This is a genomic window from Absicoccus intestinalis (assembly GCF_033971885.1).
GTDB lineage: Bacteria > Bacillota_I > Bacilli_A > Erysipelotrichales > Erysipelotrichaceae > Absicoccus > Absicoccus intestinalis.
Window position 1 is genome coordinate 47,226 of the sequence record NZ_JALBUS010000009.1, and the last position, 25,482, is coordinate 72,707.

At 39.1% G+C, this 25,482-nt stretch carries 30 protein-coding genes, 1 pseudogene and 1 other annotated feature (1 of these 32 cut by a window edge); of the genes and pseudogenes, 25 read left to right on the forward strand and 6 right to left on the reverse strand.

The window, feature by feature from the left end; genetic code table 11:
• Positions 1-85 precede the first annotated feature (85 nt).
• Both MOZ64_RS06980 and MOZ64_RS06985 read left to right on the forward strand, forming a co-directional pair.
• Complete coding sequence (locus tag MOZ64_RS06980; RefSeq protein ID WP_320325866.1) at positions 86-406, forward strand: PadR family transcriptional regulator; 321 nt, start codon at positions 86-88, stop codon at positions 404-406.
• Entirely contained in the window at positions 399-938 is a 540-nt protein-coding gene (locus MOZ64_RS06985; protein ID WP_320325867.1) for a DUF2812 domain-containing protein, read from the forward strand. Before MOZ64_RS06980 ends, MOZ64_RS06985 begins: the two co-directional genes overlap by 8 nt.
• Positions 939-942: 4 nt before the next feature.
• Here MOZ64_RS06985 and MOZ64_RS06990 read toward each other — a convergent pair whose 3' ends face one another.
• Positions 943-2,049, reverse strand: a complete 1,107-nt coding sequence (locus MOZ64_RS06990; RefSeq protein WP_320325868.1) for a metallophosphoesterase — start codon at positions 2,047-2,049, stop codon at positions 943-945.
• A gap of 130 nt (positions 2,050-2,179) precedes the next feature.
• Between MOZ64_RS06990 and MOZ64_RS06995 the strand changes: the two genes are divergently transcribed.
• The 6 genes from MOZ64_RS06995 (at position 2,180) to MOZ64_RS07020 (ending at position 7,710) form a co-directional block, all read left to right on the forward strand.
• Positions 2,180-2,890: a TVP38/TMEM64 family protein gene (locus MOZ64_RS06995; protein ID WP_320325869.1), complete on the forward strand. Its 711-nt coding sequence runs from the start codon at positions 2,180-2,182 to the stop codon at positions 2,888-2,890.
• 127 nt (positions 2,891-3,017) lie between these two features.
• A complete protein-coding gene (locus tag MOZ64_RS07000; protein ID WP_320325870.1) occupies positions 3,018-4,391 on the forward strand; it encodes an MATE family efflux transporter in 1,374 nt (457 codons plus the stop codon).
• A gap of 6 nt (positions 4,392-4,397) precedes the next feature.
• Positions 4,398-4,994 (forward strand): cytidylate kinase-like family protein, encoded by a 597-nt coding sequence (locus tag MOZ64_RS07005; RefSeq protein WP_320325871.1) that lies wholly within the window; start codon positions 4,398-4,400, stop codon positions 4,992-4,994.
• A 105-nt stretch (positions 4,995-5,099) separates the two neighbouring features.
• A complete protein-coding gene (locus MOZ64_RS07010; protein ID WP_320325872.1) occupies positions 5,100-5,786 on the forward strand; it encodes an alpha/beta hydrolase in 687 nt (228 codons plus the stop codon).
• Positions 5,783-7,252, forward strand: a complete 1,470-nt coding sequence (locus tag MOZ64_RS07015) for an amino acid adenylation domain-containing protein (RefSeq protein ID WP_320325873.1) — start codon at positions 5,783-5,785, stop codon at positions 7,250-7,252. The genes MOZ64_RS07010 and MOZ64_RS07015 overlap by 4 nt, the downstream gene beginning before the upstream one ends.
• Positions 7,252-7,710, forward strand: coding sequence for a GNAT family N-acetyltransferase (locus MOZ64_RS07020; RefSeq protein WP_320325874.1), 459 nt, complete (start codon positions 7,252-7,254; stop codon positions 7,708-7,710). Before MOZ64_RS07015 ends, MOZ64_RS07020 begins: the two co-directional genes overlap by 1 nt.
• Positions 7,711-7,739: 29 nt before the next feature.
• Here the strand turns inward: MOZ64_RS07020 and MOZ64_RS07025 are convergent, their stop codons facing one another.
• Genes MOZ64_RS07025 through MOZ64_RS07035 form a run of 3 tightly spaced genes read right to left on the reverse strand, consistent with a single transcriptional unit; the run spans position 7,740 to position 11,590 of the window.
• Positions 7,740-10,217, reverse strand: a complete 2,478-nt coding sequence (locus tag MOZ64_RS07025) for an excinuclease ABC subunit UvrA (RefSeq protein ID WP_320325875.1) — start codon at positions 10,215-10,217, stop codon at positions 7,740-7,742.
• A 31-nt stretch (positions 10,218-10,248) separates the two neighbouring features.
• Positions 10,249-10,743 (reverse strand): MATE family efflux transporter, encoded by a 495-nt coding sequence (locus MOZ64_RS07030; protein WP_320325876.1) that lies wholly within the window; start codon positions 10,741-10,743, stop codon positions 10,249-10,251.
• Positions 10,676-11,590, reverse strand: a complete 915-nt coding sequence (locus MOZ64_RS07035; RefSeq protein ID WP_320325877.1) for an MATE family efflux transporter — start codon at positions 11,588-11,590, stop codon at positions 10,676-10,678. Before MOZ64_RS07035 ends, MOZ64_RS07030 begins: the two co-directional genes overlap by 68 nt.
• 237 nt (positions 11,591-11,827) lie before the next feature.
• Between MOZ64_RS07035 and MOZ64_RS07040 the strand changes: the two genes are divergently transcribed.
• From MOZ64_RS07040 to MOZ64_RS07105, 14 genes and pseudogenes are all read left to right on the forward strand, one after another.
• Positions 11,828-12,664 carry a class I SAM-dependent methyltransferase gene (locus tag MOZ64_RS07040; RefSeq protein WP_320325878.1) on the forward strand — a complete coding sequence of 279 codons (837 nt, stop codon included), beginning with the start codon at positions 11,828-11,830 and terminating at the stop codon, positions 12,662-12,664.
• Positions 12,665-12,738: 74 nt separating this feature from the next.
• Entirely contained in the window at positions 12,739-13,053 is a 315-nt protein-coding gene (locus tag MOZ64_RS07045) for an HIRAN domain-containing protein (protein ID WP_320325879.1), read from the forward strand.
• A gap of 106 nt (positions 13,054-13,159) precedes the next feature.
• A pseudogene (locus tag MOZ64_RS07050) lies at positions 13,160-13,740 on the forward strand (virulence RhuM family protein).
• Positions 13,709-13,876, forward strand: coding sequence for a hypothetical protein (locus tag MOZ64_RS07055; protein WP_320325880.1), 168 nt, complete (start codon positions 13,709-13,711; stop codon positions 13,874-13,876). Before MOZ64_RS07050 ends, MOZ64_RS07055 begins: the two are co-directional and overlap by 32 nt.
• Positions 13,873-14,082 carry a hypothetical protein gene (locus tag MOZ64_RS07060; RefSeq protein WP_320325881.1) on the forward strand — a complete coding sequence of 70 codons (210 nt, stop codon included), beginning with the start codon at positions 13,873-13,875 and terminating at the stop codon, positions 14,080-14,082. Before MOZ64_RS07055 ends, MOZ64_RS07060 begins: the two co-directional genes overlap by 4 nt.
• 73 nt (positions 14,083-14,155) lie before the next feature.
• Complete coding sequence (locus MOZ64_RS07065; protein ID WP_320325882.1) at positions 14,156-14,932, forward strand: HD domain-containing protein; 777 nt, start codon at positions 14,156-14,158, stop codon at positions 14,930-14,932.
• 258 nt (positions 14,933-15,190) lie between these two features.
• Positions 15,191-15,859 (forward strand): helix-turn-helix domain-containing protein, encoded by a 669-nt coding sequence (locus MOZ64_RS07070; protein WP_320325883.1) that lies wholly within the window; start codon positions 15,191-15,193, stop codon positions 15,857-15,859.
• A 71-nt stretch (positions 15,860-15,930) separates the two neighbouring features.
• Positions 15,931-16,785 (forward strand): MerR family transcriptional regulator, encoded by an 855-nt coding sequence (locus MOZ64_RS07075; protein ID WP_320325884.1) that lies wholly within the window; start codon positions 15,931-15,933, stop codon positions 16,783-16,785.
• 201 nt (positions 16,786-16,986) lie between these two features.
• Positions 16,987-17,406 carry a GNAT family N-acetyltransferase gene (locus tag MOZ64_RS07080; protein ID WP_320325885.1) on the forward strand — a complete coding sequence of 140 codons (420 nt, stop codon included), beginning with the start codon at positions 16,987-16,989 and terminating at the stop codon, positions 17,404-17,406.
• A 1-nt stretch (position 17,407) separates the two neighbouring features.
• Positions 17,408-17,830 (forward strand): EamA family transporter, encoded by a 423-nt coding sequence (locus MOZ64_RS07085; RefSeq protein ID WP_320325886.1) that lies wholly within the window; start codon positions 17,408-17,410, stop codon positions 17,828-17,830.
• Between the two features lie 132 nt (positions 17,831-17,962).
• Positions 17,963-18,475, forward strand: coding sequence for a phosphatase PAP2 family protein (locus MOZ64_RS07090; protein WP_320325887.1), 513 nt, complete (start codon positions 17,963-17,965; stop codon positions 18,473-18,475).
• Entirely contained in the window at positions 18,462-19,646 is a 1,185-nt protein-coding gene (locus tag MOZ64_RS07095; RefSeq protein ID WP_320325888.1) for an ATP-binding protein, read from the forward strand. Before MOZ64_RS07090 ends, MOZ64_RS07095 begins: the two co-directional genes overlap by 14 nt.
• Positions 19,618-20,319 carry a winged helix-turn-helix domain-containing protein gene (locus tag MOZ64_RS07100; RefSeq protein WP_320325889.1) on the forward strand — a complete coding sequence of 234 codons (702 nt, stop codon included), beginning with the start codon at positions 19,618-19,620 and terminating at the stop codon, positions 20,317-20,319. Before MOZ64_RS07095 ends, MOZ64_RS07100 begins: the two co-directional genes overlap by 29 nt.
• Before the next feature lie 78 nt (positions 20,320-20,397).
• Positions 20,398-21,285: a DUF368 domain-containing protein gene (locus MOZ64_RS07105; RefSeq protein ID WP_320325890.1), complete on the forward strand. Its 888-nt coding sequence runs from the start codon at positions 20,398-20,400 to the stop codon at positions 21,283-21,285.
• Here the strand turns inward: MOZ64_RS07105 and MOZ64_RS07110 are convergent.
• Complete coding sequence (locus tag MOZ64_RS07110) at positions 21,260-22,588, reverse strand: MATE family efflux transporter (protein WP_320325891.1); 1,329 nt, start codon at positions 22,586-22,588, stop codon at positions 21,260-21,262. The genes MOZ64_RS07105 and MOZ64_RS07110 overlap by 26 nt on opposite strands.
• Positions 22,589-22,591: 3 nt before the next feature.
• Complete coding sequence (locus MOZ64_RS07115) at positions 22,592-23,023, reverse strand: MarR family winged helix-turn-helix transcriptional regulator (protein WP_320325892.1); 432 nt, start codon at positions 23,021-23,023, stop codon at positions 22,592-22,594.
• Positions 23,024-23,133: 110 nt separating this feature from the next.
• Here MOZ64_RS07115 and MOZ64_RS07120 point away from each other — a divergent pair, with 110 nt between their 5' ends.
• The 3 genes from MOZ64_RS07120 to MOZ64_RS07130 are packed head-to-tail and all read left to right on the forward strand — an operon-like array spanning position 23,134 to position 25,255.
• Positions 23,134-23,610: a hypothetical protein gene (locus MOZ64_RS07120; protein WP_320325893.1), complete on the forward strand. Its 477-nt coding sequence runs from the start codon at positions 23,134-23,136 to the stop codon at positions 23,608-23,610.
• A 9-nt stretch (positions 23,611-23,619) separates the two neighbouring features.
• Positions 23,620-23,889, forward strand: a complete 270-nt coding sequence (locus MOZ64_RS07125; protein ID WP_320325894.1) for an ACT domain-containing protein — start codon at positions 23,620-23,622, stop codon at positions 23,887-23,889.
• A 10-nt stretch (positions 23,890-23,899) separates the two neighbouring features.
• Complete coding sequence (locus MOZ64_RS07130; RefSeq protein ID WP_320325895.1) at positions 23,900-25,255, forward strand: PFL family protein; 1,356 nt, start codon at positions 23,900-23,902, stop codon at positions 25,253-25,255.
• Between the two features lie 42 nt (positions 25,256-25,297).
• Positions 25,298-25,482 (forward strand) — a binding site (T-box leader) (it continues 25 nt past the right edge of the window).

Sequence of the window (25,482 nt, forward strand, 5' to 3'; positions counted from 1 at the left end):
AATCTATATTTAACGATTGACTTCGATATAGCGAACTGCTATATAAAGTGGAAGGATAGTACTGCGATATATCGAGGTGATATGTATGGGTGAACACATCAAAAAAGTTTATGTCCCTATGAGTGAAACCGCCTTTTACATTCTTTTTTGTTTACGAAATGAATCGCATGGATACGGCATCGTTCAGAAAGTTGAAAAGTTGACCCATGGGGAAATTCGCATTGCCCCGGGAACTTTGTATGGAAGCCTTTCGAAAATGGAAAAAGATGGACTGATCCAGTTTGTGCGGGAAGAAGAAAAACGAAAGATCTATGTGATCACTGCATTGGGAGAAATCGTACTGCAAACAGAAATGAAGCGAATCGAAAGGTTGTACAAAAATATGAAGGAGGTACAACATGTTTAAGCATCAATGGAAATTTTTTGACATCAGTGATTGGAAAAAAGAGCAGGACTATTTGGAAGATATGCACCAGAAGGGATGGAAGTTGAAAAGTACGAATGGTTTCAAGTATACGTTTGAATCTTGTGAACCAGAAGAGGTGGTGTATCAATTGGATTATCGTGATACCAATAGTAAAAAGACCCAAGAAGATCAGGAAGATTACATCCAGATGTTTGAAGATTGTGGTTGGGAATACATCCAAGATCTCAATGGTTTTTCCTATTTTCGTAAGGCAAAACAAGCCATGAACGGTAAAAAGGAAGAAATTTTTTGTGATGAGCAATCCAAACAAGACATGATCAAACGAGTCTATCAAGGAAGGATCATCCCGTTGATCATCGTCTTTATTGGTTTCTTGTTTATCATTCACAGTTCACTGGATAGACCGGTGGCATGGATCCTGCTTGTGGTCGTTTCTGTTATTTATATTTATATCATTTTCAAATTTATCGTATATTACCGAAAGGTATTGTTCGCAAAAAGAGAACATTGATTTCTTACTGGATGCCTTGTAGCTGGATCTTCACAATTTCATTATCGGTGCCAATTCGTACAGGAATTTCAAAATATCCCGTTCCTGCAGAAACAATGCTGCACGTGCCATTTTGGATATGTTTGCCATGATAATAATCTTTTCCATACCAATAGCGTGTAAAAAAAGTACAAGGAAAAAATTGACCTTTGTGGGTGTGCCCACATAAGATCAAATCGGCATGTTGTACTTGTGCTTCCACAATGCCAGAAGGATCATGATCTAGAATCACGATGGGTTTGGAACGATCACACGATTGCATCATACCTTTGAGATGGATGCGGGTTGGATTCGAAACCAGTCGAGTGCGACCAATCAAGTTGATTTCTTTGCTGATAAAGCTTTGATTATTGAGATCAATGATGTTTGATCTTTTTAAAAAATCCTGCCATAAAGGACTGTCTATGGATGGGTCATGATTTCCACAAATCGCAAAGACTCCATCACAAGCTTGGAGTTGTGCCAGTTCCGCAAAAATCCTATCGATGTCTTTGGGTTTACGTATATTGGTTCGATTAAACACATCGCCTGTGATCACGATCAGATCGGGATGGAGGGCATTGGTCTGACAGACGACATGATGGATATAGGCGTGATCAATGATTTCACCAATATGTAGATCACTCAATTGAACAATGGTGTATTGATGAGCAGCCGGTAGTTTGTTTGTTTTATAGGTATACGACACAGTTTTGATCGAATGCGCATGAACTCTTCCATAGATCGTGATGGCGATACTTACTAGCAAGCCTAACCGGGATAAGTCATAGGAAAGGAAGATACCTACCAGATCGGTTACGATCAATGTGGAAATGTGGTAGGTAAGAAAGGCTAAATACAAACCTGAAAATAGTGCGATTTGGCGATAGGCTGGAAAATATTTGCCAACGTGTTCGGCAAATATTTGAAATGCCAAGGCAATTGTCGACAACACGATCAAATACAAAAGGATAGAAGGATGAATGCTCCAAGCGATTCGTAGATCACTATAGAGGCTGGCAAATCCAATGAGGATCCTTGAAATTTGGAAATAGATTTTTTTATCCAAAAAGCGTGTACTTTTCATTTTCATAATTGAATTATAAAGGTTTCTGAAAACCAAAGAAATATATAAATCTATCAAAGTATCTAAATGAATCATTGGTCCGTTTTATCAACGAAAACAATTGATTCCATAGAAATGATTTGATACGATGCAGAAGATGAAACAAACAAGAAAGAAAGTCTTAACGATTGAGATCCTATGCATTGTGATGGTTGGCCTTTTTGTGGTGCATCTTCTTTTTCAACATTCTCCCAAGATCTTTCAATATTTAGAAAACAATGACATTGTCGGTTTGACGACTTATATTCGTGGAGAAGGACGAAGGGGTGAATCGGTATTGATCATTCTGCAAATATTAGAAACCATTTCGATCGTTCTTCCGGCTTTACCAATCTATATTACGGCTGGCATTGTATATGGAAAAGGCAAAGGCATCTTGATGTGTTATCTGACCAATTTGGTTGTGAATGCTTGTATGTTTCTTTGGGCTCGCAAACGAAAGATGGATGTTTCCAAAAACATTCATTATGGACGCAATCCCAAAGTGGAAGAATTGATGAAACAAGTGAAAGATCCCAAACGAGTGGTTTTGTATATGTGCTTATTACCCGTTGTGCCCAATGGCACGATTCCGTATATGGCCGCTAAAACAAGAGTGACCTTTGTCGGATTTATCCAATCTTTAGCTATTGGTTGTTTGCCAACCATTGCTTTGGATGTCGTTTGTGGCGATGCCTTCCTCACTGTAAACTGGCATATTTTCTTGCCGATCATTGTCGTTCTTGCCCTGATGGCTGCTCTTGTTTTCATCTTTAGAAAACAAATCATGACTCGATTGGAACCCTATATTCGATCAAAAAAATATTGACATTTTTGAAAATAAAATGGTATAAAATACGCGAACCGAAAGTGGCGTAAGCGTAAATCTAGGATACAAATATGTACCAGGTTACGTGAACGTCACTTTTTTTATTTGCAGAAAGAAGGCAGAAAGAATGAGTGAGACAAACACAATAGAAACTGGCAATAAAATGGGGATACACCCCATCCCTAAATTGATGTTGACCATGGGTATTCCTATGATTTGTTCAATGGTGGTACAAGCACTTTACAATATCATTGATAGTTATTTTGTATCACAGATTCCCAAGATTGCCGATCAAGCCATGAATGCCTTGACATTGGCTTTTCCAATTCAGATGTTGATGGTTGCCGTTGGCGTTGGAACCGGTGTCGGTGTGAATGCATTGATTAGTCGGTTTTTGGGACAAAAAGATTATGAAACGGTAAATAAAATTACTGGAAATGCGATTTTCTTAGGCATTTGTACGTATGTTGTATTCTTATTATTTGGTATTTTTGGACTCGGTGTGTATTTACGATCGCAGTCATCCAATGAATTGATCTTGATGTTGGGTACGCAATATTTATCCATTTGTGTCTTTCTTTCTTTTGGTGTGATTTTGAGCATGGTGTATGAAAAATTGCTCCAATCCACAGGAAAAACACTTCAAACGACCATCGCTCAATTAGCTGGAGCTCTTACCAATATTTTCTTAGATCCCGTATTGATTTTTGGTTGGTTTGGCCTTCCTGTCATGGGCATCAGTGGCGCTGCGTATGCGACCGTGATTGGTCAAATGGTCACCTTGGGATTAAATATGTTTTTCCATTATTTCTTTAATCCCGAAATCAAAAATGGTCTTCGTTATTTAAGACCTCAAAAAGAGATCATTGTCCACATTTATCAAATTGGTATTCCCGCCATCATCTTACAAGCTTTGATGTCGTTTATGACCTATGGGGTCAATATTATCTTGGCGGGTATTTCCGAAAATTATGTAACGGCATATGGTGTATATTATAAGATCCAACAATTTGCGTTCTTTGCGGGTTTTGGTTTAAACAATGCTTTGATTCCTTTGGTTGCTTATAATTATGGAAAAGGTGATATGCAACGTGTCAAAGATAGTATCAAATATGGAACGTTGGATACTGTTATTTTATTGGGCATCTGTATGATCATCTTGGAACTGTTTGCCAATCCTTTGGCGAGTATTTTTGCCTTATCGCCAGAAATTATTTCTGTTTGTGTTGTTGCCATGAAGATCATCGCTACCGGATTCTTGTTTGCGGGTTTCAATATTGCTTTACAAGGCATTTTCCAAGCCTTAGGTAAAGGTATGTATTCTCTGATTGTTTCTTTGATTCGTATGGTTTTGGTCGATCTTCCATTGGCCTGGTTATTTATACGAATGGCAAGCAATCCATCCTTGACGTTTTGGGCCTTCCCGATTGCGGAATTGTGTGGTGTGATCGTAGCTTGGTTGATGTATCGTAGCGTGAAAAAAGAAATTGGATTGGAGTAAGAAAACATGAAACGAGTGATTACCATTAGTCGAGAATTTGGTAGTGGTGGACGAACCATTGCGAAACAAGTCGCAGAAACATTGGGATATGCTTATTATGATAAAGAACTCATTGAAAAAATTGCGATGGAAACGGGATTTTCAAAAGATTACATCGAAAAACGTGGAGAATATGCGTTAGGAACGAATATTTTTAGTTATGCATTTATTGGCCGATCGGCAACGGGAGCTTCGATTGAAGATCAATTATGGGCCAAACAACAAGAGATCATCTTACATTTGGCGCAGAAGGGAAATTGCGTGATCGTAGGGCGAAGTGCGGATTATATTTTAAGAAATCGTGAAGATTGTCTTCATGTGTTCATTCATGCGTGCACCGAAAAGAAAGTAAAACGGATCGTTGAAGTCTATGGGGAAACGGAAGTAGCACCGGAAAAACGGTTGCGTGACAAAGACAAAAAGCGGGCAGCGAATTATAAGTACTATACCGATCGTCATTGGGGGCAAGCAAAGAATTATCATTTGTGTTTGGATAGTGGTGAATTTGGGTTGGATACATGTACAAAAATTATTTGTGAATTGGCAAAAGAAAGAAAGGCCTGATCGAAATGGATCGGCTTTTTTTCTAGGCAATATGAAAAATTTGCATACTTGTACATCAAATTGAAATGTGTTAGGGTAACCAAAAACAAATAGAGGAAACAGAATATGGATCGATTTGAATTTCAAATCCAACAAAGAAAAGTGTGCGTATATCCAAGCTCAGCGAAAGGTCCAATCGTATATATGCATAGTTTTATGGATAATGGTGATGCTTTTTGTCGTCAATTAAAAACAAGATGTCCAGATCATACATTGGTCGTAATCAGTCATCTACATTGGGATGATGATCTGACTCCTTGGTACTGTCCACCATTATCGAAAGAAGATAGGCCTTGTGGTGGAAAAGCGGATGATTGGCTACAGACATTGACCCATGAGATCGTTCCGCAAGTGGAAGATGGGCTCAATGAGAAGCCAACGTATCGAATCTTAACAGGATATTCTCTAGCTGGATTGTTTGCGATATATGCAATGTATCATACCGATTTATTCCAACGTGCAGGGAGCATGTCCGGTTCTTTTTGGTTTCCTGATTTTGGCGCATACATCCAGCATCATGAGATGTGCATACAACCAGATCGTTTGTATTTTTCATTAGGAACGAAAGAAGCATGTACCCCACATCCTGTATTAAGAACAGTACAAGCGAATACAGAAAGGCTCGTAAAGTACTATCAAGAAAAAGGAATCAAGACTCGGCTTGAATGGAATCCAGGCAATCATTATCAAGAAGCGGAACAGAGAATGGTTAGAGGCATAATGTGGCTTCTTTCTGGGGAGGATCAATCATGAATCAAACAATGTATGGTTTATTCACACAAGTTGTGAAAGAGAATGAGGATCGCATCGCTATCATCGAGGAACATCGGCAAATGACTTTTGGGCAATTATTGGCATTGACCAATCAAATCGCCGATACATTACCAAAAGATGTACAAACGGTTGGTATCGTGATGGATCATTGTGCCGAAATGATCGCGACCATGTTGGCAACACTCAAATGTGGGGCACGATATGTGCCGGCAGAACCCACTTTTCCAACCGGAAGAATTCACTATATGATGACGGAAGCGCAGGTTAATCTGATCATGACAGAATCGGCCTATCGATCCAAAGTGTCTGGATTTCCCATTCGTTTGATGGATCAGGAATGGCATCAAAATTCGATATCCCCTTCGTTTATGCAGGCAAAACCAAGTGCACCGGCTTATGTTTTATATACATCGGGAACAACGGGCAAACCAAAAGGAGTGTGTGTGACCAATCAAAATGTTTGTCATTATGTACAGGCTTTTGCGGATGAATTCCATCCAACCCATACCGATATCATGTTGCAGTATTCCGTTTGTTCCTTTGACATTTTTGTGGAAGAAGTGTTTGCGAGCTTGATCAATGGCATGGCCATTGCGATTCCATCCAAAGAAGATAAAAGCAATATACAAGCATTGATGCAGTTTGTGGATCGACACCACGTTACCATGATCAGTGGCTTTCCTTACTTATTTGCACAAATGAATCTTCTTTCATCCATTCCCCATTCTTTGCGTTTATTGATTAGTGGTGGCGATGTTCTTCGGGCATCCTATGTTGATCATTTATTGGATCAAGCGGATGTTTATAATACATATGGTCCATCAGAAACTACGGTTTGTGCTTCGTATTACCACTGCAACAGTGGCAAGGCATTAGCCGATGGTACTTATCCTGTGGGAAAGCCTGTAAAAGGAATAACCATTCGCCTTCTTGATGAAAAGGGACAAGAAGTGGAAAAAGGACAAATGGGTGAAATTTGTATTTATGGCAATGGTGTATCAAATGGGTATATTGGTGATCATTTGGAAGAGAATCAAGTGTTTGTTTCTTTAGAAGATGGATCCAAAATGTATCGAAGTGGTGATCTAGGCTATGTGTTGCCAGATGGAAACATTGCGTTTTTGCATCGAAAAGATTCGCAAATCATGATTTATGGAAAACGAGTGGAAGTCAAAGAGGTTGAGTCTTGTTTGTGTCAATGTAAAAATGTTCAACAAGCAGTGGTCCAAGCAAACAAAGATGAAAAGGGACTGGCTTATATGACGGCTTATATTGTTTCCAAAGAGGATCTGAAAGTATCAGATCTCAAAAAGGAATTGGCCCAAAATTTAACTTCATTTATGATTCCTGAATTTTTTGTCAAAATGAAGGAAATTCCTTTGAATGATAATGGAAAACCAGACATACATCAACTTCCCATCGTCCTGAAAGAAGGAACGGTATAATGGAAGTGATCATCCGAAAAGCACAGATTGAAGATCTTGATTTGTTGATGAGCTGGCGAATGGAAGTTTTGCATGAAGTATTTCATTTGTCCCGTCAAAGTAATCTTTCTAAACTGGAAAGAGAAAATCGAACGTATTATCAAGAAACTTTGCCAACCAATCAACACATCGCATGTTTTGCCAAGTGGCAGGATGAGATCGTAGGATGTGGTGGTATCTGCATTCAAAAAGAAATGCCCTCTCCAGATAATCCCAATGGATTGTGTGGCTATATCATGAATATTTATACGCGGAAACCATATCGTCAACAGGGCATTGGTCAAAGAATCGTGGATTGGTTAATCAAACAAGCCAAAGAAATGCATGTTCAAAAAATCTATTTGGAAGCTTCCGTCGATGGCAAGCCTTTGTATCAAAAGATGGGCTTCCATGATATGGAAGATTATATGAAGCTATAAGAAAACGACTGGACATCCAGCCGTTTTTTTTACAGATACTTTCCTGTGATACTCTTTTTGGTGTTTTTGATATCATCTACCGTACCGGTTGCGATAATGGTACCACCATCGATACCACCACCAGGTCCCATATCCACAATATAATCCGCATTATGGATCACATCGAGATCATGTTCAATGATGATGACGGTGGCACCTTGTTCGATGAGGGTTTGAAAGACTTGAAGCAACGTTTGAACATCGAGTGGATGTAAACCAATGGTTGGTTCATCAAACACAAAGAGTGAATTGGTTTGTGGACGTCGCATTTCACTGGCTAGTTTTAAGCGTTGCGCTTCACCACCCGATAAACCCGGCGTTTGTTCGGCCAAGGTCAGATAGCCAAGTCCAAGATCATGTAAAACTTGTAGGCGTTTTTCGACTATCTTTAATCCCGTACAAGCATCTAAGGCTTGATCGACACTCATGGCCATGATTTCGGGTAATGTATACGATTTCCCTTTTGTGTTGGTCCAATGAATACGATTGGCTTGTTCGTTATAGCGCGTACCATGACAATCTGGACAAGTGATTTCGACATCGGGTAAAAATTGAACATCTAAACTAATGGTTCCTGTGCCATCGCAAGTAGGACACCGTAATTTACCCGTATTGTAGGAAAACGCACCTGGCTTTAATTGTTGATCTTTGGCTTCGTCTGTTTTCGAAAAGACTTTTCGAAGTTCATTATGTACATTGGCATAGGTTGCCACCGTCGATCGGACATTGATGCCAATCGGAGTGGCATCGATCAGCTTCACTTGTTCGATGCCATCACACTCTAATGTAAGAACCGGATTGGGTAAGGGTTGATGATCTATCTGTGCTTGTAGAGCAGGAATCAGACTTTCTAGGATCATTGTGGTTTTTCCGGAACCAGAAACACCCGTAACCACGGATAAGCGTCCTTTTGGGAATCGGACATCCAATGGTTTGACCGTATGAATAGGACCTGTTGTCATATGGATCGAACCCAAAGCAAATATATCGGAAATAACAGGACGTATGCGTTTGGCATCTTGCGCTAAGAAAGGACCTATGATCGAAGAAGGATTTTTTTCAATATCTGAAATGGTGCCTTGAGTCAAAAGAGTACCGCCATTGGCACCGGCTTGGAGACCTAATTCAATCATCCAATCGGCATGTTTTAAAATATGGGTATCATGATCGACCAAGATGACGGAATTGCCATCCGTAATCAAATCATCCATCACACCGGATAGCCCTTCGATATTGGCTGGATGTAGTCCAATGGATGGTTCATCCAAAACATATAAGACACCGGTCGTACGATTACGGACAGCCCGTGCCAATTGCATGCGTTGTCTTTCTCCAGTGGAAAGAGTCGAAGCTGCTCGGTCTAACGTAAGATAGCCCAATCCTAGATCCAACAATCGTTTGGCCACATGTAAAAACGAATCACAAATACTTTGGGCCATGGGTTTTATTTCTTCAGACAAAGAATCTGGCACAGTTTGTACCCATTGGACCAATTCATGGAGGGTCATTTCACAAGCTTGATCTAAGGAAATGCCACGTAAAAGAGAAGAACGTGCAGTTTTCGAAAGACGTGTACCATGACAATCGGGACAAACCTCGGTCTTCAAAAACTTTTCGACGCGTTTCATCCCTTTTTCGTCTTTTACTTTGGATAAGGCGTTTTCGACCGTGTAGGTGGCATTAAAATAGGTGAAGTCCATATCACCAGCGGCACCACTGGTTTTATTTTGATAAATGATATTTTTCTTTACGGCGGGTCCATGAAAAACAATATCTTTTTCTTTGGGTGTGAGATCTTTAAAAGGAACATCGGTTCGTACACCCATTTCGCGAGCAATGTCTTTCATCAAAGACCACATCAATGTTTGCCAAGGAAGGACAGCGCCTTCATCAATGGTTAGATCTTCATTGGGAACCAGAGTACTTTCATCAACAGTTTGTACCCATCCTGTACCTTGACAGGTAGGACAAGCACCATGACTATTAAAAGCTAAATCTTCCGCAGATGGACCACGAAAATGGGCACCACAAACAGGACAGACGATTTCTTTTTCGGCCGCTACAGATAATGTAGGCTTTACATAATGGCCATTGGGACAACGATGTGAACCCAAACGAGAGAACATCAAACGTAAACTATTTAAGAGTTCAGTAGCTGTTCCAAACGTGCTTCGTACACCAGGTACACTGGGGCGTTGATGTAAGGCCAAAGCCGCAGGAATATAACGAATTTCATCCACTTCGGCTTTTTCGGCTTGCGTCATGCGTCTTCGTGTATAGGTGGATAAAGCTTCTAAATAACGTCTGGATCCTTCGGCATAGAGAACGCCCAAGGCCAATGAAGATTTACCCGAACCAGATACTCCAGCAATAGCCGTGATTTGATGAAGGGGAATATCCACATCGATATTTTTTAAGTTATGGACGCGGGCACCACGTACTTGAATATGAGTTGGTTGTTTATGCATACCCAAAGAGTAGTGAAAAAGAAGGGTATCGTCAAGTACGGGATTCTTTTAACTTTGTTTTCATATGATGAAAGACGATCAAACAAATAATGATTTGGACAAGGGTTGAACATGGGGTGGCCAAGCCAATATGAAATAAGGAAACTGGTCTTTGATGACTCATAACATACGCAACGGGAATACGGACACCAAAAGCTCCTACGATTCCTTGGATCATAACAAAAATCGTTTGGCCTACACCGTTGTAGAAACCAACAAAACAGAATAAGAAACAAGTCAATAAACAATCGATCGCATAGGCTTCTAAGTAGTCGGCACCGGCTTTTATGACCATGGGATTGGTTGTAAAGATACCGGCCATATTGCTGCGAAAATGAAAGGTTAAAATGCTCATGGTGATACCAAATATCAAGGATATCAAAATACCATAGAATAAAGTTTTATTGGCTCGATCGACTTTATGGGCACCTACATTTTGAGCAACAAAAGCCGACATGGATTGCATGAATGCACTTGGAATCAGCATGATAAAGGCACAAACCTTTTTCAGCAATACCACCCCCTGCAGAAGCCGTTACGCCTAAAGCGTTCACGAACATTAAAATGGCAAGGAAGCTCAGACTTACTAAAAAATTTTGTAGGGCAATGGGAAAGCCCACGCGGATGATGCGGTGCAAAGATTCTTTATCCATTTTCAAATGAATATGAAAAGGAAGATTTTTATGACGAATGATCTGGATGGATAAGATCACACTGATCAATTGGGAAACAATGGTTGCGATGGCTGCACCTTGGGCGCCCATATGGAAGATGGCCACTAAAACCAGATCACCAATAATATTAAAGATGCAAGCAATCATTACGGTCCATAATGTGGTCTTGGAATCGCCTAGACCACGAAAGATACTACTGATAAGATTATAGGCAATGATGATCAAAGAGCCCATGCTGCAAATGCGTAAATAACCAACGGTTTGGTTGAAGGCCGGTTTTGGTGCATTCAATAAGGAAGCAATGGGGGCTGCAAAAATGAGCATGACAATCGTTAAGATGGCGCCAATGACCCCAAATAGAAGAATTCCGGTACTGATGGTTTGACTGACTGTTTCGGGTTCTTTCGCACCCAATTGTTGACCAATTGTAACGGTGATTCCCATAGCAAAACTAACTATGACATTGGTGATCGTTTGTAAGGCTTGAGAGCCAGTTGAAACACCAGAAATGTCGGCTGTGGCAAAGCGACCAACCACCAACAAGTCGACCGCTCCATACATGGCTTGTAAGAATAGGGCAAGAATGACGGGTAACATAAATTTCAATAAGGGTTTCACGATTGGACCCGTCGTGAAAGAATTTTTTACAGTTGTATCCATGATGTCCTCCTTAAAATAAAAAAAGCTGAACAAGATACAGGTATTTCAACCTGTCATCTTGTCCAGCGATTAAGATCCACAATTGTGTCTTATAACGCCCTCCGATGAGCAACTAGATTCTAGCAACATTAAAAAAAGATGTCAATATGGATTCTATTTATCTATATAGTCCTATGAAATATATTCGATGTGTTGATATAATTAGAAGGTACTAACAAATATAGATGATGATAACATATGGAACTAAAAAAAGACAGTGTTGAAAGAACCCTTTGTATTCCGCTTTGGTGTCGTGCTTTAGCGGTTAAAAAGCTTCCCCAAATTTTACCAGATCATGATGCCATCCGTATCTTACAGGAAATGGGAGAAACCAAACCACCTACTATTTTTTATCATATGGAATGTGCTTGTTTAGCCGGTGCCATGCGTCAATATGACTTTTCTAAAGAGATTGCATGGTATCTTCAAATCCATCCCAACGCAACCATTGTTGAAATGGGAGCCGGACTTTCTTGTTTACGAAGACAAATGAAAAATGAACAAAATCCATGGATCAACTTGGATTTGCCCGATGTGATCGCATGTCGAAATACCTACATTTCTTGTGGAAAGAATGAACAAAATATAGCGTGTGATCTAACGAATTCTGTTTGGATGGATCAAATTCCGTTTGATGCCCAAAAAGGGGCTATCTTTATCGCAGCGGGTGTCCTTCACTATTTTTCCAAGAAAGAAGTGCAAACATTGATCAAAGAGATGGCCCATCGATTTCCGGGTGCAACTTTTGTGTTTGATACCATTAGCCATAAAGAAGTGAAAAATGGCAATGGCCAAGTCAATCAAACTAAGAATGATACTAAGATCATTTTTTATTTGAATGATGCTGAAAAAGAATTACCCACTTGGTCGGATCGTATCGTTCATGTATCGCAAAAGAGTTATTTAGAAGGCTATCCCATTTCGGGTGTCCATTATCATTGGTTTACCAAGCTTTATATTCGTTCCAAGCGTAAAAAGCTATTTATGGTCCATATTGAATTTGATGATGCAAATACTTTTAAGAAAATTATATAAAGTCCAAAAAATAGGACATGGTATTTGTTAGAGTGATAGTAGAAAGAAAAGACCTAGAAATGGAGGCACATGCTATGAAGAAAACATTTTTTACTATCACGGGAACGAAATACTGTTATGGAAGTAAATTTTTTGAACCAGGTATGCGCGTTCAATTGATCAAAGACAAAGAAAATCAATATGATCGTGAAGCCATCCAAGTCAATGTAAAAGGTCTTGGAAAAGTGGGTTATGTGGCCAACAGTCCATACACGGTCTTAGGAGAAAGCATGAGTGCAGGCCGTCTATATGACAAGATAGGAAACAAGGCGATTGGTACAGTCGTTTATGTATTGGATAATGGAATCTTGTGTTCAATCGATAATATTGCCAAAAAGAAATACAGATAATACAGATATCCCATGGAGTCAAAGAAGCGGATGGACAAGTTTAGGAATTGGTTTTGATCATACGTATGTCATGGAAAATCAGTGAAACATGCAGATAGGGGGCAAAATGAGTAATGAAATCATTCAATTCGTGAATGGAGATCTACAAATTGATGTGACAGTAACGCCTGACAAAGATACGGTTTGGCTGAACAGAAATCAAATTGCGACATTATTTGATAGAGATATTAAAACAATTGGTAAACATATCAATAATGTATTGAAAGAAGAACTTGATTCTTCAACTGTCGCAAAATTTGCGACAGTTCAAAAAGAAGGTTCAAGGGAAATAAAACGTGACATTGAGTATTACAATTTAGATATGATCATATCCGTTGGCTATCGAGTGAAATCAAAAAAGGTATTTTTTTTCGTAAATGGGCAACATCGGTCTTAAAAGACTATATGATCAAAGGGTATGCGTTAAATCAAAAGCGATTAGATGTCTTGAATAAAACCATTTCGATCCAATCAAGAATGTTAGCATCTACTTTGAATATAGAAGAAAAAGAAGTATTCAGTGTGATAGAAGCTTATTCTCATGCACTCACGTTATTAGATGATTATGATCATGGGACCATTCCTAAGCCAAAGGGGGGCCACTACGATTTATCGTATGACATATGCAGAATGTCGTCATTTGATTGATTCCATGAAATATGGAGATTTCTCCGATATATTTGGAGTGGAAAAAGAAGTGGGTAAACTCAATGGTATCTTGGCAGCGGTTTATCAAAATGTATTTGGAACCGAATTGTATCCAAGTATTTACTGTATTTCTTGATTAAAGATCATCCATTTGTAGATGGTTGTAAACGAATTGGTGCATCGATTTTTTTAGAGTTTCTGAACAAAAACAAGCATCTGATTGTCGATGGTAAGCAAATGATCTCGGATAGTGCATTGGTTGCGATTGCATTGATGATTGCCCAATCGCGACCAGAAGAAAAAGAAACAATGGTCAAACTGGTGATGAATTTCCTAAATTAGGTATGTAAAAAGCAGATTGTTCGAAAGGTAAAATATCTAAGCAATCTTCAATAATTAAATATATAATGTAGATATGCAAATAGATAGAAAACGTGTGAACGAAACTTTTTTAAAAGATGTATCCATATTTGATGAAAATGACATCAAGATTAAATTGAAGATCGATCATACCTATCGTGTTGCTAGTTTGTGTGAACGAATTGCTCATAGCCTACACTTGAATCAAGAAGACATTGATCTTGCTTGGTTATTAGGAATCTTTCATGATCTTGGGCGATTTGTGCAAGTGCAACAATATGGTACTTTTTACGATTCTTTATCAGAAAACCATGCCTTATTAAGTTGTCGATACTTATTTTCACAAAATAAGATTAGTGAATACATATTGGATCCAAGCGAAGATCCATTGATTAAAAAAGCTGTCTTTTATCACAATGTGTATGCCTTACCAAAAGACTTAACAAACCGAGAAGTATTGTTTGCCCAAATCTTAAGGGATGCCGATAAAATTGATATTTTGAAAGTGAATTTGGAAACGCCACTGGAAGATATTTATGATGTATCATTAGAAGAATTACAACAAGAAGATATTTCTAATGCGATCATACAGGATGCATTGTCTCATCGATTGGTGGATCTTTCTCATGCACAAACACACATGGATCATTATGTAGCTCATATTTGTTTTGTGTATGGATTGGTTTATCCAGAAAGTATCCGTATCATGGAACAACAAGGATATTTAGAACAATTGTTCCGTTTTCCAAGTGAAAATCCAGATACAAAGCAAGTTTTGAGCCAAGTTCAGGATCATGTTACACAATATATGAAAGACATAATAGATAATTAAATGGTAGGTGTGACAACACTGAAGTTTTGTATATTGTTCCAGCAAAATAGGCATTTCAAAGAGTAAGTGAAATAGATTGAAAATAAATAAAAGGTGCAGATATTCGTTCAAAATAGAATATCGGCGCCTTTTGATTATATTTGTAATATGCGTGTTATACATACTAGACAAAGGTGTCTAGTCATGATTCTTGTTTTCTGTCGTGTAAAAAGAGGGAAAGAGAAGGTATGATTAGGATGACATCAAGGAGAAACGAATATGGATCAAATAAAGATGGGGGCTTTTCTCAAAGAACTACGAAAAGAAAAACATCTGACTCAGGAAGATTTGGCGGAAGAACTTCATGTTTCCAATCGAACCATATCTCGATGGGAAACCGGTACGAGCTTACCAGATATCAATATGCTTGTTATGCTTTCTGATTTTTATGCAATAAGTATACCAGAACTTATTTCGGGTGAAAGAAAGGAAAAAATGAGAAACCAAGAATCGAATGAAACAGCACATGTAATGGCGGCATATAGCCACGATGAGATAAAAGCAGAAAGACGAAAAATGGGTGGATTTCTTATTTTAATCTTTGGGATTTTCATTATTCTATCGGCATTGATCATTTTTCCAAGTGAAAGCAGTTGGAGCAGTATTTATGCAATCTTGGGCAGTTTCATTGTTTTGTTTGGCTTGTGTATTTTGGTGAACAAAAGATGGCGAGTACAAACAGTGGTAGGATGTATGCTCCTGTTATTTATTCTTTTTACGCTTTCGGATTATGTGGCTGTTACACAATTTAACCAAGTACCAAGATTTCGTTATGAAACCAGTTATGATTCACGAAAACCCAATCAATGGAAATATAAGACCTTGTTCTTTACAGCTATTCAAACCAATCCAGGAACCAGAAACGAAAAGGTTGAAATACAGAAATAAATCAGCGATTTTAGGTCTTGACCTGCCCATTGGGGACAATGCTATCGTTTCATTAGAGGAAGTGATCGATCATGTTTCGAAATGAAGTGCAAAAGAAAACCGGATTAACCCGCAAAGCCATCACATATTATGAAGAAAAAGGCTTGATTCATCCTACAAAATTAAAAAATGGCTATCGAGACTATAGTGAAAAGGATGTTGCCATTCTTAGCCAAATTTCAATCTTTCGAAAATTAGGTATATCCTTATCCGATATGCAACAATATCTATCCAGTAATGAATCGTTAGCTTCTTTGCTTAGAGAAAAAGAGCATCAATTGGATAGTGAAGAAAAAAGAAAGGAGATCCTAGTATTGATGCTGCATGGTGAAAGTCAAAATAGGATCAATGAAAAAATAAATAGATTGGAAGCCGAAGAATCGATTTATGTCCGATTGAAAAGAGCTTTTCCTGGATATTTTGGCGATTTATTGTTTGCATCCTATCAACCTTTTTTTGATGAGCCTTTAGATGAAGAAGGAAAAGAAGCCTTTCAACAATTTATTGAATATCTAGATGCCCTTCCAGCTTTTCAGATAAGCCAAGAAGAAAAGGCATATATTGAACAGATCAGTTCCTGTTTTGATAGGAAGGCTTTGAAAGCCATCCATCAAAACAAACAGGAAGCCATTAAAGATGTGGAAACATGGTTCAAAGAACATAAAGAATCTGTTTCACAATATGAATCCTATAAAAACAGTGAAGATTATCAAAAGAGTCCAATGAAATCCATCCAAGATCAACTACAAGAATATATGGAACAAAATAAGTATTATGAAATCGCTATTCCACTCATAAGAAAGTTTAGTAAGAGCTATGATTCCTATTATAAGAAATTGTTGAAAGCCAATGAACAATATATCCAAGACATCTACTTGAAAGAGTAGGTAGTTTTTTGGATGGAAAATCATTTTATTATTGACAATCGTTGATCTATCCTGAATAATTAGAAGCACAACAGAATAAAGGCTTTCACTCATCACCGGGTGAGTGATCATAAGGCATTCAAAACATAATCGTAGGTACGGCTTGAAGCTATAAGATTATGTTTTGGGTGCCTTTTATCTTTTTATAGGAGGGATGAAAGTATGGAAGCAAAAATTTTTAAAACACTACCAAAAGAAGCAGAAAGAATACGAAAAAAAGTATTTATGGAAGAACAAGGATTTCAAAATGAGTTTGATGAAACGGATCGGATCTCATTACATGTTGTGTTATTGGATGTATCCAATCCCGTGGGAACATGTAGGATCTATTATTCGGAAGAAAGACAATGTTATGTGATTGGTCGAATCGCCGTTCTAAAGGATCATAGAGGAAGGAATGCGGGTAGTCAATTGTTGAAGGCGGCTGAAAAAGAAATAAGAAAGCGAAAAGGGAATAGGGCTGAATTATTAGCACAAGTAAGGGCCACGCCGTTTTATGAGAAAAATAGATATTTTTCATTAGGAGATATCTATATGGATGAAGGATGTCCCCATGTATGGATGAGAAAGGAACTGAGGTAATATGAGCATTCCATATTTTTTACCATTGGTCATTGTCATTTTTTGTAATATTGGATATCACACATTCAGTAAAAGTCTTCCATCCAATATCAATCCGTTTATCGGTTTGGCAGCAACGTATGGAGTGGCATTTGTAGGCAGTTTATTCTTATTTCTTCTGACAAAAGATACTCTATATTTCAATCAGAAAGTGAACATCAATAAATATAATCTTTTGTTAGGAATTGTCATCATCGGTGTCGAAGGAGGCTACATGTTGATGTATCGGGCCGGTTGGGAAATTAGTAAAGCATCGGTCATCGCAAATATCGTAGTAGCCATTTTGTTGTTGGTCATGGGCGCCATTGTGTTTCATGAATCGGTTGATTTGAAAAAAGTCGTTGGGATCCTATTTTGTTTACTCGGCATTGCGTGGATCAAATAACATAGAAATTTTGACAAAAAGAAATGACTATATTCATGAAAAAGAGGAATTGTTTATACATTGTTTAGGTATTTCCAACGTGAAAATTTATATCTCTTTTCTAGAGTAGGGTGCATGGGAAAGGATATTATTATGGAACTTCAAATTTTAAATGTCATTCAAACATTACGAACACCCTTACTAGATCAAATCATGCCACTGATCTCCAATGGAATTGTATTGTGGATATTATTGCCCCTTTTATTAATGATGCATAAGAAAACAAGAAAAGCAGGACTTTTCATCCTGATCGTGATGGGCATCGATGTGCTACTATGCAATGTGATCATGAAACTATTGTTCCATCGAATTCGTCCCTGTGATGTCAATACAATGATTCCATTATTGGTGAGTTGTCCGACAGACTATTCTTTTCCATCTGGACATACTGCTTTTTCTTTTGCAGCCGTAAGTGGATTATGGTTTTCTAACGTATACAAACAATGGCGGATCCCAACTTTGATTTTTGCTTGTTTGATTGCGTTTTCACGTTTGTACTTATATGTTCATTATCCAAGTGATGTGTTGATAGGAGCATTTGTCGGTATTTTTTGTGGTTGGTTAGCGTTACAATTAAAAATGAGGTATATCCATGAAAAAGAATGAAAAACAAACGGTACAGAATCGTATCTTCTACACCAATACAGCTATGATCTTTGTCATCATAACCATATGTGCATTGATTGGTGCTGCCTGTGTGAAAATCTATTGGGAAAGTGTGGAACAGATCCTCCATGCTCAAGTAGGTAAACATTTTACGAATGAAACGGAACAATGGATTGAACAACTCACACTTCACAATGGCTTTTTTAATGGCATGCTTTTGGTATTTACGATCCTAAGCATTGTCACATTGGTGCTCGTATGTCGTTATTTTACGATGCGACTTCGGAAAAAGATCATGGAACCATTGGAACAATTGGAAGCCGGCGCTCAACGCATTCGTCAGAATGACTATTCGACCCCAATCGTCTATCATGGAGATGCAGAATTCGAGTCCCTATGTGAAACGTTTAATCATATGCAGAAGCATCTTTTAGATGAAAAAGAAAAGAATGCCAAATATGAAAAAGCACGACAAGAAATGATTGCTGGCATTTCCCATGATCTACGCAGCCCATTAACGGCCATTCGTGGGTCGGTTAAGGGCATTTTGGATGGTGTGGTCGCAGACCCCGATCAACAAACGCGTTTCTTACAAACGGCATATCGTCGCAGTGGTGAAATGGATCAATTACTCAATGAATTGTTCTATTTTTCAAAATTAGAAACCGGAGGGATCCCTGTACAAATCCAGTCGCTTGACTTAGTTGATTATATGCAAAATTATTTCCACGCCAAGCAAGAAGAAATGCCTGCTATTCATTTTATTTGTGACTTACCTGCTCATCCGGTAGAAGTCATGGCGGATCCTGAAGCCTTACAACGAATCCTAGATAACGTTTTGGTCAACAGCAAAAAATATGCCAATGTACCGTCTCTTTCTTTTTATGTAGGTATCCAAGATCATACCCTTATTTTACAGGATAATGGCGTGGGAGTGCCTGAGAAGACGATGGATCGTATCTTTGATGAGTTTTATCGTGCCGATCCATCCCGAAGCCAAAAAGAAGGCAGTGGTCTTGGCCTTTATATCGTGAAGTATTTGATGGATGCCATGCAAGGAAGCGTGAGTGCGGATGTGCAGAGTCATCATGCCGACTTTCATGGATTGGCTATCGTATTGAAATGGAAAGAAGGAGAAAAGCATGCCGCAACAAACGATACTGATCATTGAAGATGATACGGATATTTTGATGATCGAATCAACGTATCTTCAATCTGCTGGATTTCAAACTATTGTTCGAGAAAATGGGGACCATATTCTTGCCTTCATGGAAGAAAATCCTTGTGATCTGGTTCTATTGGATCTGATGTTACCAGGAATGGATGGGTATGCGATCTGTGAACAGATTCGCAAAAAATATGATATTCCTGTCTTGATGGTCACTGCGCGCAATGAATCGTTGGATAAAATTCGAGGATTCAATTTTGGTGCCGATGATTATATTGCCAAACCATTTGATCCCATGGAATTGACAGCACGTGTCAAAGCCAATCTAAGACAATACCAACGATTGAAACAAACATCCAAATCAAGCGAACCCCAAGCGGAGATCCGTATTGGTGATATCCGCATTTTACCCGATAGTTGGCGCGTATTTAAAAAAGATACCGAAATTCATTTGACCAATCGCGAGTTTGAGTTGTTGACCTTTATGGCCAAAAATCCCAATATTGTCTTCAGTAAAGAACAATTGATGGAAAAAATTTGGAAATATGAGTATGTAGGCGATACCTCTACGGTCATGGTGCATATCAATCGGATTCGTGAAAAGATCGAAGAGGATCCCAAAAAGCCAAAGATCTTAGAAACCATATGGGGTGCTGGGTATCGTTTGAATAATTAAGAAATTGTTTATATATCCTCTTTTTGTTGTTTAAGTTTGCTTGATAGCATAGGTTCGCAACCAAGGAGGATATTTTTAATGTTGAAAGATAATGTAAATGGTTTTTTTATGGCATTGGCCGACAGTGTACCTGGTGTATCCGGAGGCACTGTTGCCTTTATTTTAGGGTTTTATGATCAATTTATTGGTTCCATCGATCAGTTCATCTTCGGGGATTTGCCCCATAAGAAAAAAGCCTTCTCCTATTTGTTTCGATTAGGTATTGGATGGCTGGTCGGCATGGGTCTTGCTGTTTTGGTCTTAAATGCTTTGTTTGAACAAAATATTCACTTCGTGAGTTCACTCTTTATTGGCTTTATTTTAGGGTCATTGCCCATCGTTTGTATGGAAGAAAGAGAAGCATTGCACCATCTAAAAAAGGGCATCCCCTATTTGATTTTTGGCATTGCGTTGATTTTTGGAATCACATACTTAAATACACAGATGCAAGCCACTGCCATGGACCTCTCTCATTTTTCCATTGGCCTAGGTATTCAATTGTTTCTCATTGGCATGGTTGCCATTAGTGCTATGTTCTTGCCTGGCGTTTCTGGATCGACCATCCTATTGATCTTTGGTGTGTATATGCCAATGATGAATGCTTTAAAAGAACTCATGCAATTTCATTTGGTTTACCTTCCGGCTATCATCATCTTTATTTTCGGTATTTTGGCTGGCGCCGCCAGTGTGGTACGCTTGATCCAAGCTGGTCTTGAAAATCATCGCCCACAAATGATTTATTTTATTTTAGGTATGATGGCTGCATCATTATACGCTGTCAAGATGGGACCCACCACTTTGCGGGTACCGCAAGTCCCATTGACTGGATCCAATTTTCATATCGTTGCTTGTTTGATTGGTATTGCCCTTGTGGTAGGTATGCATATTCGATCCGTTGCGCTTAGTACTGATACTCCTCTTGATTGATGATCAATGTCCAAATGGTCAAAAAGAAACAAATGGTGTTTGCCAGGGTGGTGACAAGCCAAAGACCATCGGCGCCCAGCCATAAAGGCAATACATAAATCGCAATCAGTTGGAGGACCAAGGTTCGCATGACCGATAAAAAAGCCGAGACACGACCATTGTTTAAAGCCGTGAAGAAACCGGACCCAAAAGTGTTGTAGCCCATGGTCAGATAAGATAGGGAATACAAATGAAAGCCATGAACCGTCAATGCCATAAGGATAGCGTCATAGCCCACAAAGATCCGAACCAAAAAGGTGGCACCGACCTCTGAAAAAATCGTTAAGACCACCGATGTGATCAGGATCATGATCGTGGATCGTCGTAATAAGCCTTTCAATTCATCGGTATGATGGGCACCATAGTGATAGCCAACGATTGGGGATACTCCCATGGTATAACCAAAGAAAATGCTCGCAAAGATAAAGTTGACATACATAATGACACCATAGGCAGCTACTCCATTGGTACCGGCATACTTTAATAGTTGCAGATTATACAACATTCCCACCAAGGAAGTGGCAGCATTCGATAGAAATTCGGATGCTCCATTGGTACTGGCTTTAAGGATGGCTTGCGTATCCATATGGGTCTTGCCCAATCGTAACGTCGTTGAATTGGGAAGAAAGAAAAAGACCAAAGGAACCGATCCGCCAATGATCTCACTCATGACAGTGGCTGAAGCGGCCCCAGCCAATCCCCAGCCCAAACGACCAACAAATACGTAGTCTAAGATCATATTGGTACAACCAGCCAAGATCGTGATCTTTAAGCCTAGTTTGGGACGCTCTGCCGTTACTAAAAAGCTTTGAAAAAGATTTTGGAGCATAAAAAAAGGCAAGCTGATCATACAAATACGGATATATAAAATGGCATAGGGCATCATTTGTGAAGTCGCACCCAATATTCTTGAAACTTGGGGCGCGGCAATGAAGCCAAACAAGGATAAACAAACACCACATCCAAATAGAACATAGACCAATAGAGAAAAGATCTCATTGGCCTTTTTGTTATCTTTCATGCCCAATGTCATAGATACCAAAGCGGTGCCACCTGTACCAAACATGAAGCCAATGGCCGATAAGATCATGATAAAAGGCATGACTAGATTCAAGGAAGCAAAAGGAACAGCTCCCACATAGTTCGAAACAAAAAAGCCATCGACCATACCATAAATGGAAGTAAAGATCATCATAGTGATGGATGGAAGCGTAAAGCGAATGAGTTTACGATACGTAAAATGATCGGATAATTGAATGTTCATGCCTTATCTCCTTTCTTTGATCGTGTCGACCACATGACGCAATTGATCACGATACCGACAATTAAGTTTTAAAAACAAATCAATTTCTTCTTGGGACCAATCATCAAAAATTTTTTCTTCCGCTTGGATGAACGGCCCCAAAACGTCTTGTAAGATTTGAGTTCCCAATGCGGTAAACGAAATGATCTTTCGATGGTGGGTACGCTTTCCCAACTGGACCCAACCTTCTTTTTCCATCCGAGCAATGGCAGAATTGACCGTTTGTTTGGTCATGCCCGTTCGATTGATGATGTCACTTTGCGTCAGTTTTTTATAATCATGTAAAAGATATAAGATGATCATTTCACTATCTGCCAGACCCATTTTGTGACTGGCTGTGTGATAGAGATAATTGATTTCATCATTGATTCGATTGAAACGTTGTATGGTTTGCATAATAGACCTCCATAGCCTATGCATTACCATAGTCCGATATCGGACTTATGTCAATCAAAGTGCGTCTATAATTATCCAACGAATGCGATGTTTCATGTTACAATAGGATTATGAAAAAATTTCCTTATGATGTAGACATGGGCTCTATCATGGATTTTGTCGAAGACCACTTTATGTTGGTGATCAAAGATGAATCCTGGGCAGAAGAAGAATTAGCCATGTTAAAGAAACCACTAGATTTACATTTCTGTTATACCCAAGATATTGCCATCTTTGTCTTAGAAGGTGGCGATATTGATTCCAGCGATTTCTATTTCAATATTCAAGAATGCGATTGGAAAGAGGAATTGTTGAAACAAACCACATTGGATATTGAATTATTCTTACTGGATAAAAAGAATCGTATTTGTTGGTCCAAACGAAAAACGTTGACAGCACAACAAAGTGAAAAAATTCTTGCTTGTCTACGTAAGCAAGAACAAGTACAATTTATGCCAGATGAATATGATATCAATGTGATGGGCATCCAAAGTGCGTATCAACCGTATGAATTGAATAAATTCGCGGTGGAATCAATCAAATTTTAGGAGGGAACAATGAACGCAATTATCAGTGTAATTGGCAAAGATAGAGTAGGTATCTTAGCGATGGTAGCGAGTGAATGTGCAAACTACAATGTGAATATCGAAGACGTATCACAAACGATCGTCAATAGTATGTTTACCATGACCATGGGTATTTCCATCGATGACATGAAAGGTGAATTTACCGATTTTGTTGATCATATGGAAGCCAAAGGAAAAGAAACCAATTTAGTGATTCGAGTCATGCATCAGGATATTTTTAATTCGATGCATCGAATCTAGGGGGCATTGTATGCACGATAATGAAATTCTACAAACGATTAAAATGATCGATGAAGAAACATTAGACATTCGAACGATCACCATGGGTATTTCATTGATTGACTGCATGGATCCAGACATTCATGTGTCTTGTCAAAAAGTGGAAGAGAAAATATGTCGTTTGGCCAAAGACTTAGTTTCAACAGCCAATACGATCGAAAAAACCTATGGTATTCCCATTGTCAATAAACGAATCAGTGTCACACCGATTTCTATGTTAGTGGGCGTATCCGGTGGCAATCCCGTTGAATATGCTTTGACCTTAGAAAAATGTGCCCAAAAGTTAGGCGTTGATTTTATTGGGGGCTATTCCGCCTTGGTACAAAAAGGCTATGCTGCTGGGGATGAAGCCTTGATTGATTCGATTCCCGAAGCCTTAGCGAAGACCCAACATGTATGTTCCAGTGTCAATATTGGTTCGACCAAAGCGGGCATCAACATGGATGCCGTCAAAAAAATGGGAACGATCGTCAAACAATGTTCCGAATGGACCAAAGATGACAATTGTTTAGGTGCTGCCAAATTGGTCATTTTCTGTAATGCGGTCGAAGATAATCCATTTATGGCAGGGGCTTTCCATGGCGTTGGTGAACCCGATTGTGAGATCCATGTCGGCGTATCCGGACCGGGGGTCGTTCGTGCCGCTTTGGCTAAAGCCGACAAAAACTTACCGATGGATGAAGTGGCCGATTTGATCAAACGAACTGCTTTTAAGATTACCCGCATGGGCCAATTGGTAGGAACAGTAGCCTCCAAAGCTTTGGGTGTACCCTTTGGCATCGTGGACTTATCCTTAGCACCAACACCAGCTGTAGGCGATAGTGTGGCTCATATCTTGGAAGAAATTGGTGTATCCACTTGTGGTGGCTATGGCACCACTGCCGCCTTAGCTATGTTGAATGATGCCGTTAAAAAAGGTGGCGTCATGGCAACTGGTCATGTAGGTGGTTTATCCGGTGCATTTATTCCAGTTAGTGAAGATGCTGGTATGATCGATGCCGCTCGATCGGGCGTATTGAAACTGGAAAAATTAGAAGCGATGACCGCTGTATGTAGTGTTGGCTTGGATATGATCATCCTTCCGGGTGATACCTCGGCTTCCGTTATTTCCGGTATTATTGCCGATGAAGCTGCCATTGGTATGGTCAACACCAAAACAACGGCGGTACGTGTGATTCCAGCCATTGGCAAAGATGTCGGAGATGAATTGAATTTTGGTGGCTTGTTAGGTGCAGGACCTGTGATGCCAGTCAACCAAACCGAAAATGATATCATGATCCAGCGTGGTGGCCGTATTCCAGCGCCTTTGCAAGCATTGAAAAACTAGTGAAAATTTCTTGCAAATTGTTTTGGCATGTGTATAATAATTTTATAAACAAAGAAGAGAAGGAGTACAAATCGAATACTTGCTAGAGAATTGGCGGTTGGTGCAAGCCATGAAGGATAGATTTGGAACGTGTCTTGGAGTTACGTTGTCGAAAAATGGAGGCAACGTCGTGAATTCGCGTTAAGAATGAGGTGTCATCCATACAAAGTGGATGGAACTAAGGTGGT